Genomic DNA, 15,063 nt, shown 5'->3' on the forward strand with positions numbered 1-15,063 from the left:
TTAAATAGCTAAAAGGACATTATTCTTCTTAGGCATTGCCGGCCCGAAGTAGCCGCCGCCCTTCATATACACCTTGTCATCATCTCTGGAATACCACATATCGAAGAAGTTCAGGTTTGATGTTTCCTGCGTTCCGATAAGAAGATTTTCCTTGTAGGTAAGCAATATCCTGTTCGGATTCACCCTCGCCGCGTTAGCATTGGTAATCTCCCTTCCATTCCAGCCGCTGTTCAGCTCGGTGGTTTTGTTGATGATTTCATCCCAAACTCCCATAACGCGGATTGGAATATTGTGGAAGGTCAATCTTTCATAATCAAAAGCCGGAGCCCCAGCTACCTTCTGCGGGTCGATAACCTGCAATCCGTTGCAGCAGCTCTTGTCACTAAGCCTGTTGAAATACAGGGCAAGCGCCATTGCGTTTTTCTTTGTCATCCTGAACTCAACGGGCTTGTCAGTCATCCAAGATTCGTTGTAGAACCTCACATACATCTGCTCCAATATCTCATACACCCGCTCCCCGGAAAGCTCCTGCTCCGCATAGGTAGCACCTTTGTTTTCCGCAATCGCAATGGTGTTCCCCGCAGCCTCAGCACGAGTAAACCATCCGTCTACACCATTGAAGAAGCGAGAATTTGAGGATTTGTCCCCGAAATAAGCTACCCTCCATTGTGCCGCGAGATAGTTTGTTGTGAACTTTCTCTTCATCCACTCCACTATTGCAGACTGCATATACTCCTCGTTTTTCGGCTGGTCAGTCTGTACCATCTTCCACTGGCGGAAGAACACTAGGAACTCATCCGAGAATGACCTAAGACAAATTGATGTTTTACACTCAATCAATCCTAAATCCCAACGGTCTGTTGAAAAATTCAGTTGTGAGTCACATTCCGGGATTTCACAGACATTCGGGTCTGAGAACGGGAAGGATTGATAATCCGGCTGATCATCAATAATCGGCACCAAGCTGCCGTGTCTCACACCGGTAATAACGGTGTGGTCGTTTGCGATGTCCGCTACATCCACCGATTCGGTGAAAATAGCCTCAGAGAACAGCATCTTCTCAGCTGAGGTAAGGTCGCTCACCATACCTACAATCTGGTCTCTGAAATTTCCTTCAAAAGTATTAGCCATGATATGTTATTTTTTAAGATTTAGAAACGCTCCCCTAATTTCCGACCTACCTTCTTCCTTTTTGGTCTCTCTCGGCTTGTCCTCATCAATTGGTTTAGCGAAATTTTGATAAGTTTTCACGAGCTCCGTAGCCTCGTTCAGCCTGTTGGAAACAGATAAGTTTTCGGCTTTCAGGTTCTCAATCTCTTTCTTGAGTTCCTGAATTTTTCTGACATTGGCAGCATTCTCAGCCTTGATATTCTCTAATTCCTCGATGGTTTCATCCGTTTTCTCTACAATTTCAGTAAGCTCCTCGCCACTGAATCTGAAAGTGTCTCCGTTTTGCATCAAATATTCACCACCGTTGCTCTCACCTGCCGGCTTACCGTCAAACCTCGCCTTGTCGCCAATCTTCGGCGTGTCGTCCTCGCCAAGCTCGAAGAAGTCTAGCTCGTTGTTTTCCGCAGTGTAGAGAATCTTGTTTTTCGGTCCTTCGCCGAATAGGAAATTCTCCACTCTCTTGAAGAAATCTTTCTTCTCTTTTTCAGTTTTGTTCATATAATGTCTTTTTTTAGTCCGTTGCTCAGCGTTCCTGCTCCTTATGGAATTCATCACGATTGAATTCTCAGGCGCATACACATTTTCAAACTCCGTGTAAAAGCCATACTTAAGCGCCTCATCGGCACTCACGAAGCTATCTTGCGCCATCAGTTGCAGCGCCTCCTCCCTGCTGATATTCGTACGCTCGGCATAAAGGCTTGCGATCTGGCTGTCTACCCTGTCAAGCAAATCTGCTGTCTTCTTATGTTCTTCACGATTCCCTACGGTGTAGCACCACGCATTGTGGATGAAAGGCTCGGCGTACTGGTTACCTATCCTCTTATCTCCGGCAAGCAGAATGATTACGCCAGAAGAAGCACAGTAACCGTCCGCCCTCGTGGAAAGGCTCACGCCGTTCCTTGTCTTATAGTTCAGTAGCTTGTTATAAATCGCAAAAGCAGTGGTCGTGCAACCTCCGAGAGTGTGGATGTTGACCATCACTTCATCGCCGCTTTCCGGGTTGATGGAATTCAGCGCCGAATTCAGGCTCTCAATGTCGAACTCGGTGCCGTCGTCATACCATTTGAATGGCACTATATCTCCGTAGATGTTAATTTCGTGCGTTGTCACAATTTTAACTTTCTCTAATACAAAGATTTAGAGATAAAATCGTAATTTTGAGCTGAAACGATGTGTTTCAAAATGCCCGAAAACCCCGTATTTATCGGCATTTTGGAAGGTTTAACAGTAAATTCTGCGCAGCTTGATTACCTTTTTAATAGTATTTTTCGTGTTTTTCTTCACCTCCAAGGCTGTGATTGATAGAAATCGCAGAAGGAAGAAGCGCCGTACAGCTTGGCTTTTAGAAGAATCACTGCCAAAATCGGATGGTCAAAACACCGATAATAGATACATTTTGTACCACGAGAAGAAAATGGCAGACGATGCCGCCTATGAAGAGTATGTAGAATGGTGCAAATTCCACGGCGAAACCCCGATGAACAAGGAAGGCTTCGGATTAATCAGAAGTGAAGAATGGAAAATCGAAGAGAAGATAAGAAAGGCATTGAAATAAACTGGTACATCATCTACGCCGTGGCAATTGCCGCTCTCGCTTACTACGCAGGTTGGTTAAACCGTGAACTCAGGGAAACTAAAGAACTCTTGGAAATGTGCGAATACCGTTACTACAGGGAAATCAAAGTTTTTGATGAAGAAGGCTCAACGCCTGCTCCACCTTCCTTACGGAAACCTTAAACCTGCTCGCAACAACGCCCTTCCTCTCCTTCGGGCTCTGGATAAACTTGTGTTTTTCGTACTCCTCACAAATAGTTAAATAGTCTATTGCCGCGCTGATAGATTTCACACCGACGCGGTCAAGTCTGTATAGGTATTCTAAATTTTCTGATATAAAATCCTTTACTCTTTCCAAAAACGGCAGGGTTTTACCGATTGTCTTAATTTAAAGCTTAGTACGCACCCGCAGTCACCACAGCTTTTCCCGGAAAGCCCCGGTATATCCCTGTCTGCAACCCTCTCACTCGCAATCTTCTCATCAACGAAAAAATCACAATCGGCACAGAAATTCTCCAGCCGGTCTTCCGCTATTAGATTCCATCTCTCAGAATGCGATAAAAAGTTCCGTATGCCAACTATTACAGCCTTCAAATCTGTCTTATAGCTTGGATTCTCTTCTGACTTCCACTGTTCCATCAGTGTCTTCACCTTACTCCACATTATATTTTTGAATTTTCCATTATCATCTTGCTCTCCGACAACTCACTGATACCCCTCTGACTTCCAGAATGCGTACCCTCGGCAGCTCCCTTGGCGACTGCGATTCTCAAAGTTTCCGCAAGCATTTCGCTATCAATAGATTCTTTGAATATATTCTGATTGCTTGCCACATTGGAAGGTACCACTCCACCCCTTGCGAATAACGGAACACCGCCCCCCGCCATATTGATTGCGGAAAGCTGCGGTGCAAACATCTGCGCACTGCGCTTGTTGATGATAACCTCCCCGCCTTCCGCTTCAATCATTCCGGAAGGCGTCATCATCTTCACGCCGCCAGCGGAGTGTGAAGGCCCGTTTATTTTCATTCCTCGTGCCGCTTTTTTAGGTGAAGCGTTCACGCCAGCAATCTTAAGAACCATCGCCAAACCCTGTGCAATCTGTGCGGCGGACATTATCCAACCGATTGGTCCGGGATATTCTGCCAGCAACCTACTTACACCTAAGTAGGTATTAATTGTAGCTTGAGCAATCGATAGCGCTTTGTATGCCGCTGTATTTTCTTCAAATAATCCCGCAGCTTGACCCAATGTGTTAGCAATGGCTTGTAGTTTAGAATCTTCAACGGCTTGGCGGATGCGTTTCTCTTTCTCGGCGTATTGCTGCTCGATTAATGACTTCTGTGCTTCGAAATTCTCGAAGGAAATAAGCTGATTGGCATAATCTTCCTCAAGCTTTTCCATATTCACGCGCCTCTCCTCCTCTGCCTGTGCCTGTCTGATGGCAAACTCTTGGCCTCCCTGCTCCTCCAAATCTATTATGCGCTGCTGGAATTCTATTTCCCTGCTAAGCCTCTCATCTTCCCTCTGCTGTTCTCGGAATTTCTTGCTGATGTCCCCAATCTTCTGGTTGTAATCGGTTTCGTTTTCAAGTCTCTTGATGCGGAATTCCTCAGCAATGGCGTCAATTTCCTGCTGGTCTTTGATGCCAACCTTCGCCTTTTCTTCCTCAAGCCTAAGCTCCTCGTCTCTTAGTTGCTTTAATTTTTTAAAATACTCCAGCTCGGAATTGTATCGGTCTTGGTTGTACCGCTGGTCTGATTTTAACTTCTCGGCATTTACGGCGATGTGATTTGCAAGCTCGTTCTTGGCTATATTCACCGCCAAATCCGCAGATTTCTTCAGTTGCGCCAAACGATCTCTGGCTTCCTGCTCAGCGAGCCGCTGCTGCTCCTTAATCAGTCTTTCCTGCTCTTTCCTCGCCTGTTCCGCAGCCCTAACCCGAGCATCGGCAGATTTCTTGCCATCGGCATCGTCTTTCGCTCTGGCTTCTCCAACCGCACCAGTGACCGTCTTGTTTTTGTTTTTCTCCACCTGTGCTCGTGCTGCCCTTTCCGATTCTACCTTCGCCTGCTCCCTTGCGTTTATGCTTCCAACATTCCTGCTGTTGATGCCACCCAAAGTCTCTCGGTTCTCAGTAATTGCCTTTTGCGTCTGGCTCTGGAAATTCTTAACCTTGCCAATCAGCGCATCAATGCCCTTGCCCAATCCATCAACATCGAAGGCAAACGCCGCCCTGATTATATCTCCTGCCGTTCTCGCAATCTCGGCGAACTGCAACATATCACCACGCATCCCCCTCAACACATTTGCGAACATCGTTGGAATTGAAGTAATAGCATCGCGGACATTCATAAACGCAAGCTGGAAACCCTTCATCGCATCTCCCAGAAACTTCTGTATCGCCGCCAAAGAATTGTACCAGCCAATCTGAATGTATTTCCAAGCCTTTTCCACATCGGCTTGGAAAGCGATTACAGAATCGGACTTAAACGCTTCATCTTTCGCCTCCGCCAAATCTTTGTTTAGCTCCGCCAAGGTAACGGTCTGCCGCTGAAGCTCAGTCATATTGTCTATGGTATACTCCTGCGCTTTGTTCAGAGCCTCAAATATCTTTACCGCACCACCCGCATCCTCGCCAGCACCCCGAAAAACATCCGCAGTGATTTGTGCTAACTGCTGCTGGTTGAGATTTGCCTCCTCGGCTTTCCTTGCTATCTCATCCAAGCCTTTGGCAACCGTGGTCTTTCCGTGCTGAATTCGAATTAACAGCTCATCCGTAAACGGCGCTCCAAAAGCATTTACCAGCGCATCGCGTGTTGCCTTCGTCTGTTCCTTCAGCGACAGGTATCCTTCCTTGATGGCATCTGGCAGCTTGTCATTATAGATGTCAAGCTCAATTCCGGCATTGAGTATGTTTATGAATTCCTGCGCCGAGTATCCTGCATCTGCGAGCAGCGGCCCATATTCTCTCACGCTTTCCGCGAATTCGTCATTCAGAACTCCTCCTCTCGCCAGTCCCTCAGTGTAAATTTTAAAGGCTTCATCTGATGTGATGCCAAAATCTTTCATCAGGGAATTCAACTCCCTAACTCGCTCCTGAAACTCGCCACCAAAAGTTTCCGAGAGTGCGGAAGCATTTTTCCTGAGAGCATCCGTGGCTTCCCCCGAAGTCTGGGCAAGCTGCTCCACCTCCCTGTTCAGTACTCTTATCTCCTGATTGTATTCCCACATTTCCTTCACATAGGCACCCACAGCCACAACTATGGCTCCCAGCGTTACCAAAATGGGATTAGCGGCAATAGCCGCCCACAGAGATTGGAACGCTGTCTTCAATCCGGTAACCATCGATTTTGCGGCACCCTGAACATCCTCCGTCATTCCTTTGATGGCATTTACAGAACCGAGCACATCGCCACTCCTCAGAAGCTCAGGCAGATCAGCAAATGCCTTCTTGATGCTGTCTGTATAATCACCTACCGAGCGCTGATTGTCACCAACGGCTTTATCCAGGGCTTTGAATTCGTCATTCAGGGCATCTGCTTTTTCCGAAACTTTTTCCCACTGCTCTTCCAACCTTCGATATTCTTCGGTGTTCTCCTTCCCATCCATTCTCAACTTCACGAGCTGCGCACCGAGATTTTTAGATTCGATTTTCAGAGCATTCAGTTCCTTGTTCAAATCACGGTAGGCACCCTCGTTTCCTACAATCTCTGTTCTGTTCCCCGCCAATAACTTGTTGAGCTCGGCATTAGACTGCCTTAGCTCCGAAACCTGCCTTTCCTGCTCGATAATCGTTTTTATATGCCCAGACTGAGCGGAAGCAAGTTCCTTTATAGAATCCTTGGTTTTATCCGCCTCCTGTTTTATCATCTGGGTAGCCTCCGCATACTCCTCTGCCGAGATAGTACCCTTGGTGAATTCCTCGTTTACCTCCTCCTGAAATTTCTCCAGCGCGGACAAAGTCTTACCATATTCAAGGATTGTTTTCTTATCCTCGTTCAGCGCCTTTTTGTTCACCGCCAACGCCGCCGAAAACGCCTCTATCTGCTTTCTGTTTTCAATTATCTGTTTTTCAATCCCGGATAAATCGAAATTGAAGGTCGCTAAGTTTATATTTCTTTCTGCCATTGCTGATAATCGTTTAACCTTATGAACTCAGCGGATGCCTCGGACTCGCTGTAGTTCAGCTTGTTCAAAATATAGTACTGTTGTTCCTGTGAGAAGTAATATGCCGAATAAAGGTCTAGCAGAAGAGCATCGGCAGGGAATAAATTAAGCTCTATAGTGTGAATCCTCGCCTCATCAATCACCCTTTTCATATCGGGGTAATAATTGTTTATTACTTCCTGATACCCGATGAATCTTGCCGAGTGCAGCTCCGTTGCCGTTCTTTTTTCCTTTGTGGCTTCGCTGATGAGCTCCAAAGTCCCTGAATACGCGTTGCTTTCTACGAAATAGTATCGGTTGGATGCCCCCTTATATTCTATGTGCGTGTTGCCATCTTTATCTTCTTTGACTTCCTGATTGTACATCTTCAGAACTGGAAGGCTTGCCAAATCTGAAGTGTAGGATTCCGCGGCGAACGAAAAGGATTTGTAAGCGGTCTTGCTATCGTTCAGGTTTTTATTGTTCACGGGGATAACGCCGTCATAATGGCTCTGCCCCTCCTCTGTGTATTTGTATTCAAACGAGTTCAGCTGTGCGTAGTCGTCATAAACGAAAGTTTCCGTTTTCCTCCTTATGTACTTGTCCGACCAGTCTTTTGCTGTTTTGGGATTTAGCCTTTCGTCAACTTTCACATAATGCAGGTTTTCGGAAAACTCATCGGGATAAGCAGTTAGGCCGAAGCGATTGTAGATTTCCTTTATGAAGTCGGTAGCCTTCATATCTCCTATAGCCTCGGTGACATCGATGTTCTCATCGGGGACTTTTGTAACCTTGATGCTGAGTTCACAATCCAGCACCGCCGTTATCTCGTTTCTATACGAGGCAAACAAAGTGAATGCTATGCTGTCCCCTGCGTTGAGCATTATTGACTTTTGGAAATTTATCTCCGAATTCCCGCTAGCTTTTATGATAACTTCTCCAGCTTTGTGCGCCTCGTTAGCCTTCCTCCCTTTCTGATTTACAGAATATTTAAATTCATAAGACATGCTGGAAGGCTTCTTGATGCTGCCCTCTACGCTTATCTTGTACCTTCCCGCTTCTTTGACCGTTATCCATCCTTCTTCCTTCTTGTAAATCGTCAGCTTTCCATAAGGCGTAACCTCGGCATTTTCTACCCTATACCCATCCGCAAAGTCTATGAAGTAATATGCCGACCGAGGAAGCGGTGAAAAAACAGGATATGACGAATATGCCACGAACCGATTGGAATTTCCAGTAAAGACATCCTTTGATTCGGCGTATACATCAGAGAACTTCGGGTAACTCATCCAAAGTCGGTTAAACCTATCATCATCCACGATGCTGCCGCTATATGTGAATCCCACGCTCTCGTGAATCTTGTCAAAGATATACCTGCACCTCATAAAAGGTATCAAGTAATCTATATTGATAGCTCCCTGATACAATGTTTTACCCCCAAAATCCGCAATGAGATATCGGTAATATTCGCTGCTTTGAGAATTTATTATCGCTGTTAAATTCTTCTTATGGTTGAACACCCCAAGCCAGTTCCCAGAGCTATCCGAAAGCTCCCTCAAAGTCTTGTTGGAAATCGCCTTGAAGAAGTTGATAATCCCCGAATAAATGTAGATGCGGAAGGATTCGGAAACCTCCGAAATGTTTAGCCACCCCTTGGTTATCAAATCATACCCATCAATCTTCATCTGGGCGAAAGGCTTTTCGTAAGGTATCTGCGATGTGTCCGAAGGAATCCCTAATCCATCAAGAATCTGGATGTTTTTATCGGTCTTCGGCACGCTGAACGCATTGGTGTACGAAGCCTGCCTGTCCTTTAACTCGGCAATATCGTTCACCTGCATCGTGTACTTTATATCCGAATCCTGATATAAGTCCAGCGGCCTTCCGTTTACCCAAATCTGCGTTATCATGATATTATCTGGTACTCCAGCTTGTTTTCATATACAAAGTCCCAATTGTTTTCTATCACCTCGTTGTCTAATGGCAACAGCCTTTGCCACATCGCCTGATCATCTGCTCCATTGGGATTGTAGAGATATACCTCCGGGGATTCTATCAAATCTGCAATCACCTCCTGAGCCTGCATCGGCGTTCTTGAGAACAATGTTATCGTTCTCTCGGGCTCGGTCCTGTACTCCGGAATTGTGAAATTGTCAAACCTTAGCCTCTTCCTCATCGTTTCCACGGGCTTCCTCTCCTCGGTTTTTTTCTTGACTTCATACCGGTCGAAAGAATAATACTGCCAGCCGGCAAGCGAGTTCCTAAACCTTAGCACGGCGGCGCTGCAATGGTTGCTAATGAACATATCAGGCTCGGGGAAAAAATCGATGATTTCATTTCCTTTTATTCTCTGCGCAGGGAAGACGATGTCTGTGCCGGAAAACTTTATCCACTTGCCTACGATGAGTTCCTGACCGTCCCGCAGGAACCATTCCCTGTTTCCATCCTTCCTTCTGTGACCTAAAAGGAAGTTTTTCGTGAAAATCTTCACACCCCCCCTGTTCCGGAATTCAAATTCAAACCTCCTCATCCTTCCGTTATCCATCAGCGCCCGCACCGCCTGAGAGATGTTAAACTCCACGATGTTGTTTAAAGAAGGCTGGAATTTAAAGTGTAATTCTTTCTCCGTGTCCAAGTTTTTCACCTTGAGATACACTATTTCGGCAACACCGGAAACGGTAAGCCAGATGTCATTCCCGCACAGGTAGTAATTGTTTTCAAGTCCGCTGATGGTCATACCGACATTTTTTCTGCGTTTCTAATTAATTCTTCCGCCACTACAACTGTAATAATCTGCCCGATTTTTTTCTCCACAAACTCTTTCACCTCGTTCGATTCCAGAACCTCTATCAAATCGGAACCTCCACGCTGATACCATGTGGTTCCCTTCTTCTCTATGCTTTTTGCCACCGCCCAAGCCCTGCTCCTCGCCTCGCTTCCCTGTAATCCGAACTTTGCACGCACCCATTTTTCAATAGCCTCAACAGGCGGCATGGAGCCGGGCTCCCTACCTTTGGCGAGCTGTTCAGAATAATGCCTACCCCAAACCTGCCCCCCTTCTTCAGTAGCCTTCACCTCCAAACTTCCAAGCCACTCTCCCGTGGCGTTCATTTGAAGCTGGTTAAATTTCGGTATCAGGAACAAGTGGACCACCTCCAGCATAATATCCTCTATCTGCCTGTCTGTTATATAGATCATCTGCGTAAGTTCTAAAAGTTCCGTATATCTTCAGCCCGCTGAAATTCTGGTCACCCAGAAACAAAACAGCTTCCGCATTCCACTGCTTAATCTCGATATCCCCTATCCCGAGCAGGCACCAGTCAATGACATTGTCACAAGTAAGACATTCAAACAGCGGCTCCACGATGCTGTCGCTGATAGATTCGCAGTACTCGTGGCCCGGGATTTCGTTTCCATAATTGGTGCCGAGATTGGATGTCTTAACTGCGTATAAGATGAACTGGTCATCACAAAACCTATCCACTATCCCTCCGGTATAATATACCTTCCTCTCTGAATACAACTTCCTCTGCCAAGTAAGTATCAGATGTACGCAGCACTTTTCATCCTCTGTGAGCCTTATGCTGTTCATTCCATCTTCCCCGTAGGCGTGGCGGAAGCTCCAGCAGAATCCACACTTCTGCTCGGCATTCAATACTTCGGATAGGTTTTTAAAAACAGCCGGTATTCTCATACATCACCTCGTTAATTATTTTCCAGATTATTAGCGCCAGAGCTCCTATTGCGCATACAGCCAAAAGGAATTCCGCTAACAGCTTTCTGTGCATATTATTAGCTTTTAGCGCAGGGAGCAGGAATCGAACCCGCCCACTTGGTTTTGGACCTAGTCGCCAGCCTTGGAACATTCCCCCGCTTTCGTCACACTCTCGCAGTGACCGCGTCCCTGATGCTCTTGGGCGTTAATTCCTTATCAGGCGGCAGCCACCCACGCAGATCATCTGTGTCTAACCCAGCCGCGAGACAACGGCACAAGGAATGAAACGCTACCGCCCTTACCAAGTTATCTTTTAGCCTTACCCGCAATTATATTGTGGTAATCCTTCTCTATTTCCCTGTTCACCTTGTCAAGCTTCAGCTTCTGGTAGACCGCATAATACGGCAACTGCATTATCGCTTCGTGCTTCAGAATATCTCCCCCGGCAAGAGAATCCACCGTTGCGTAGGCTCCGAACTCGTTCAGCCGCTGAACTCCAGCTGCAAGCATTGCCGGCTCGGGATCGGAAGATAAAAACCTCTCCTCCAGCTCGGCAATCTTCTCTACCTCGTCATTCAACCACAACAGGAAATAGGTAATCTCGTTTCCGCTAAACTTCTCAATGTCAAACGCGGGATGCTGGCTCTTCATCACCGCAACCACCTGATCGTTGGCATCCTCTATTCTCGGCAATTCAACCCGCACCAAGCCGTACGGCAGCTCAATCAGCGGCTTGCTTCTAAATCCGCCAATGGAATCCGACCGCTTGCCAAACCTCTTGATTTTCTCCTCGATTGTCACAATGCAAAATTAATAAACTATTCGTTTACTTTTATCTCACGAAATCTTGTAGGCAATCTTCGTTCTTTCCTGATTGTAAATAAAATAGCCCGCCGCTTCCGTAGGGTGGTCATATCCCGAAGATTTATCAGGCTCGCCGTTCTTGTAAGTCTGCTTCTCCAAGGCTTCCGCATAGTTCGGGCACTGGTCGTCGTTCACAAAATATGTGGCGATGCCTTCCTGATTCTTGAATGCCAAGTTCATCCGCGTAACCCTGTCTCGCACCGCTGGATTCTGCTTCCCGGAACGAACCACGAAACCGTAAGAACGAATAACATCGTGGTCGGATTTGCCTGTGGTCTTTCTGTTCGCACCAGACGCATCTGGGTAAACAATAACCTTGTGACCGAAATACTTAGTCTTGATTAACTCGCAGAGTTCCTGCGTATCGTAGGCGTTCACAATCTCATCAACAGCGGAAATAATCTCGCCATCCTTGACATGAACTATGGCGTTCATCTTCGTGACATTGAAGTCCATGCCGATGTGCAGAACATCCTTCGGCTGAATCGTTCTGTCCGTGCCGTTGAGGAAGCGGTCGTAATTCCTGTAAACCGTTCCCGATGTAAGATTGACGAATTCGCCGTTCAGATATGCCGCAAGCTGCTGTTCCGTGTATGTGGCTCTAAGAGTATCAATGTAGTTGGGCGGCAGGAAAGGATTATCGGCTGTCTTTGCGCGGATGATTACCCGATCCGCCGAAGATTCCTTCACGAAGAATTTATAGGCCCACTTGAAACCTTCAGGCGTTCCCACTACATCAGTCTTGTTGATTTCGCCATTCGGCAGCTTCAAACGATTACGAGCTATTATCATCGCAAACACTTCTTCCATCTTGTTGGCAGGAAGTATGTCCGTTTCGTCTATCAGCGAATAACCCACCTCGTAACCTACGATGGATGAAGGATTGTCCATTGAACGCAGAATGATTCTGCCAAGCGGCGTGACGAATTCCTTATCCGACCTGTTCAGTTTGAAAGCCATCCCGATGTCGTTGAAGATTTGCGAAAACTTCGGAAAGGCGATATCCCGAATCAGCCCGTATGTCGGAAGATAATACGCAACATCGATTCCCGGATAGCGAAGCTTCATCATTACGGCCTTGAAAATTCCGGCAAATGACTTGCCCGAACCGTAGCCACCGATTAGTCCGGTGTGCCGCGATTGCGAAAACAAAAACTGCTTCTGGTGTCGAAGCAGTCCGATTTGTGCCTTTTCATTGCTCATCTGGTGGCGGAATTTCGTAAACCTCTACCGCTTTTAGCGTTGTATCAACCTGCAGGGCTCCGCCATCAGCACCAGTAACTTCCACCTTCTTGGGCGGCGTGATGTTCTCCAGCTTGATGATTTCCTTTTCTACATCCATAATCGCTCGGATTCCCATAGGCGTGCCCTTGTAGTTCTCCTTTAGCGAACGCTTGAGCTGCTTCAGCTCGGCAATCTTGGCGGCCCGCTTCAGCTCTACAGTGATGTTCTCGTCCGACTTCCAACGCTGGTAGGCTTCACGCAGGTAATTCCGTGCCTGACGAATCTTGATTTTCCACTGCGTCTGCATCTGCTGAAGAATAACCCCGTCCTGAACGCCATCGATAATCCAATACTGCACCTGAATTAACCGCTTCTCACTCTCTATTTTCGTCGCTTTCTGCATTATGTCTCATTCGGGTACATCCTCTTGATTACCTCGATGTGTCTTTTAAGTTCGTAAATTCTGTCACGAAGCTTGATGGCTTCGCGCTCCCTCATCTCGCGAATTGTCTCGGAAACATCAGCAATCGGTGATTCGTATGCCACCAAGGCATCTTCGTTTATGCTCTTCTCGCTCTCGAGATATTTAACTATCTGGTCTCTCATCTCAATCAGCGCTTGGTAGTTTGATTCGTTCATTTTCAAAATCTTCAAATGTTAAATTGCCGTTTAAGTGGCTAAAATTAACATTTATCCCTCGCTTCTCGCAGTAGTTTAAATACCGCAATATGCATCCCTGCACATAAACCGGCTCAACTTCGGTAAATCTTCCAAGTCTCTGGGTGTGCTCACAGGCGATTAACGCCGTTCCCGAACCAAGGAACCAGTCAATCACTATGTCTCCGGGATTGGTCGTGTCCAAAATCGCATCGGCAATCATCACCACCGGCTTCGGCGTTGGATGGTTCTTCAATTCAAACCTATCGGGATTCGCTCTTGAAATGGCACTCGGATATTTCCAGACATTGGTTCTTATGCGGTCTTGCAGTTCGAGGTGTGAAAGGTGCTTCGCTGAATCCCCGTTCTTGAAGATGTAGCACCACTCGCTGTTGTCTTTGTAAAATTCTCCGCCGTTATCCAGCAAATCCTTGTTCCACAGCGCCTTCGCTCTCTCGTCTGAAAATATGAAGCATAACTCGTGCTGTGCTCGATAGAAAGAACCGTTCGCCATTAGGTCTTTCGCCCAAACGCAAACCTGCTTCGGCTGAGGATTGCCGTAAACCCTTCTCGCTGCTTCAGTCATATGCCAAGCGTGTCTGAAATCCATGAAGATGTAGTGAATCGCTCCGGGCACCGAATTTTCCACCGATGCCTTCATTATGCTGGCTAGGAATTCCGCAAACTCCTCATCATTCATCTCTCCCGAACCTTCGGCAAAATCCTTGTGCCGCTTGGTCGTCGTGTTCGTGAAGAAATCCGCAGGTAGATTATATGGCGGATCGCAATTCACAATCCGCGCCAGATCACCGCCCATAAGCTGTGCAACGGCTTCGGAATTTTTGAAGGAATCACACAGGATGCGGTGCCCGTTGATTTCGAAAAGGTCGCCAGCTTTAACGATGCAGTCCTTGTCCAAAACATAGACTTCCTCTTCCTCGGCACTCTCAACATCGAACAAGTCAAACTTCTGTTCAAATCTCGGCATCGAAAATTCTGGAATTGATATCCGTTCACCGATGCTCGGAATGTCCAGATTGAATTTCTCCACGAAATCAAACAATCCCTGCTGGGTAATCTTTGCGTACGCTGATGAGTAAACCAATACCAACTCCGCCGCTTCTTCAACGCAGGCGCAGTCGATGAATGTTGCTGGCAATTCTTCTGGCACTTCGTGACCGAGCTGAACCAAGCGTTCCAAATCCAGCGTTCTGTGCTTCCCATCCAAGCAGTAGATTTTTCCTTCGTGCTCCCAAACCTTGAACGGATCAACGAACTGATACTGCAAAATGGAATTGATGAGCTTCTCGTCGCCATCGTCAATCCATTCCTTGAAATTCTCATCTTGGATGAATTCCAGTTCACGCCAGCGGATGTTCTCGGTCTTGAGAATTCGGCTTCTGATTTCTTGAGTCTGCATTTATAGGCATAATTTTGCAACAAAAATAGTAAACTATTAGTTTACATTAAAATTCCTATTACATAAGATTAGTAAACCATTCGTTTACTTTTGATGGGTTGGTAAACCATTCGTTTACTTTTGATGGGTTGGTAAACTATTAGTTTACTTTTGATCTGTTGGTAAACTATTCGTTTACTTTCAAATCCCTTCATTGATATGGTCTTCTGCACACTCTTACAAAAAGTAATTGTGAAGTAATACTTACTCTTTACTTTTTCTGTTTTTTGGGAACAAAAAATGCCACCCGTATTATCAGGTGGCTGGTGTAA

General features: G+C 46.4%; 15 protein-coding genes. 1 reads left to right on the forward strand and 14 read right to left on the reverse strand.

Features of this window, described 5'->3' with window-relative positions:
* Nucleotides 1-1,131 (reverse strand): hypothetical protein, encoded by a 1,131-nt coding sequence (locus BUB43_RS10300; protein ID WP_073180844.1) that lies wholly within the window; start codon nt 1,129-1,131, stop codon nt 1-3.
* Between the two features lie 6 nt (nt 1,132-1,137).
* Nucleotides 1,138-2,280, reverse strand: a complete 1,143-nt coding sequence (locus BUB43_RS10305) for a Clp protease ClpP (protein WP_073180846.1) — start codon at nt 2,278-2,280, stop codon at nt 1,138-1,140.
* Nucleotides 2,281-2,413: 133 nt separating this feature from the next.
* Between BUB43_RS10305 and BUB43_RS10310 the strand changes: the two genes are divergently transcribed.
* Nucleotides 2,414-2,725, forward strand: coding sequence for a hypothetical protein (locus BUB43_RS10310; protein ID WP_073180848.1), 312 nt, complete (start codon nt 2,414-2,416; stop codon nt 2,723-2,725).
* Nucleotides 2,726-2,848: 123 nt separating this feature from the next.
* Here BUB43_RS10310 and BUB43_RS10315 read toward each other — a convergent pair whose 3' ends face one another.
* The 12 genes from BUB43_RS10315 to BUB43_RS10370 all read right to left on the reverse strand — a co-directional run bounded on the left by BUB43_RS10315 (nt 2,849) and on the right by BUB43_RS10370 (nt 14,752).
* Complete coding sequence (locus BUB43_RS10315; RefSeq protein ID WP_073180850.1) at nt 2,849-3,082, reverse strand: hypothetical protein; 234 nt, start codon at nt 3,080-3,082, stop codon at nt 2,849-2,851.
* Nucleotides 3,070-3,375: a hypothetical protein gene (locus BUB43_RS10320; protein WP_159430247.1), complete on the reverse strand. Its 306-nt coding sequence runs from the start codon at nt 3,373-3,375 to the stop codon at nt 3,070-3,072. Before BUB43_RS10320 ends, BUB43_RS10315 begins: the two co-directional genes overlap by 13 nt.
* 11 nt (nt 3,376-3,386) lie before the next feature.
* Nucleotides 3,387-6,854: a phage tail tape measure protein gene (locus tag BUB43_RS10325; protein ID WP_073180854.1), complete on the reverse strand. Its 3,468-nt coding sequence runs from the start codon at nt 6,852-6,854 to the stop codon at nt 3,387-3,389.
* Nucleotides 6,836-8,782 carry a hypothetical protein gene (locus BUB43_RS10330; protein ID WP_073180856.1) on the reverse strand — a complete coding sequence of 649 codons (1,947 nt, stop codon included), beginning with the start codon at nt 8,780-8,782 and terminating at the stop codon, nt 6,836-6,838. The genes BUB43_RS10325 and BUB43_RS10330 overlap by 19 nt, the downstream gene beginning before the upstream one ends.
* Nucleotides 8,779-9,609, reverse strand: a complete 831-nt coding sequence (locus BUB43_RS10335; protein WP_073180858.1) for a hypothetical protein — start codon at nt 9,607-9,609, stop codon at nt 8,779-8,781. Before BUB43_RS10335 ends, BUB43_RS10330 begins: the two co-directional genes overlap by 4 nt.
* Nucleotides 9,606-10,070: a hypothetical protein gene (locus tag BUB43_RS10340; RefSeq protein WP_143154102.1), complete on the reverse strand. Its 465-nt coding sequence runs from the start codon at nt 10,068-10,070 to the stop codon at nt 9,606-9,608. Before BUB43_RS10340 ends, BUB43_RS10335 begins: the two co-directional genes overlap by 4 nt.
* Nucleotides 9,994-10,356, reverse strand: coding sequence for a hypothetical protein (locus BUB43_RS11305; RefSeq protein WP_159430248.1), 363 nt, complete (start codon nt 10,354-10,356; stop codon nt 9,994-9,996). Before BUB43_RS11305 ends, BUB43_RS10340 begins: the two co-directional genes overlap by 77 nt.
* A gap of 537 nt (nt 10,357-10,893) precedes the next feature.
* Nucleotides 10,894-11,388, reverse strand: a complete 495-nt coding sequence (locus BUB43_RS10350; protein WP_073180864.1) for a hypothetical protein — start codon at nt 11,386-11,388, stop codon at nt 10,894-10,896.
* Nucleotides 11,389-11,424: 36 nt separating this feature from the next.
* Nucleotides 11,425-12,654, reverse strand: a complete 1,230-nt coding sequence (locus BUB43_RS10355; RefSeq protein ID WP_073180866.1) for a phage terminase large subunit — start codon at nt 12,652-12,654, stop codon at nt 11,425-11,427.
* Nucleotides 12,644-13,078: a hypothetical protein gene (locus BUB43_RS10360; protein WP_073180868.1), complete on the reverse strand. Its 435-nt coding sequence runs from the start codon at nt 13,076-13,078 to the stop codon at nt 12,644-12,646. Before BUB43_RS10360 ends, BUB43_RS10355 begins: the two co-directional genes overlap by 11 nt.
* Nucleotides 13,078-13,314, reverse strand: a complete 237-nt coding sequence (locus BUB43_RS10365) for a hypothetical protein (RefSeq protein ID WP_073180870.1) — start codon at nt 13,312-13,314, stop codon at nt 13,078-13,080. Before BUB43_RS10365 ends, BUB43_RS10360 begins: the two co-directional genes overlap by 1 nt.
* Nucleotides 13,283-14,752, reverse strand: a complete 1,470-nt coding sequence (locus BUB43_RS10370; RefSeq protein WP_073180872.1) for a DNA-methyltransferase — start codon at nt 14,750-14,752, stop codon at nt 13,283-13,285. The genes BUB43_RS10365 and BUB43_RS10370 overlap by 32 nt, the downstream gene beginning before the upstream one ends.
* Nucleotides 14,753-15,063 lie beyond the last annotated feature (311 nt).

Source organism: Cruoricaptor ignavus (genome assembly GCF_900141665.1).
Lineage (GTDB): Bacteria > Bacteroidota > Bacteroidia > Flavobacteriales > Weeksellaceae > Cruoricaptor > Cruoricaptor ignavus.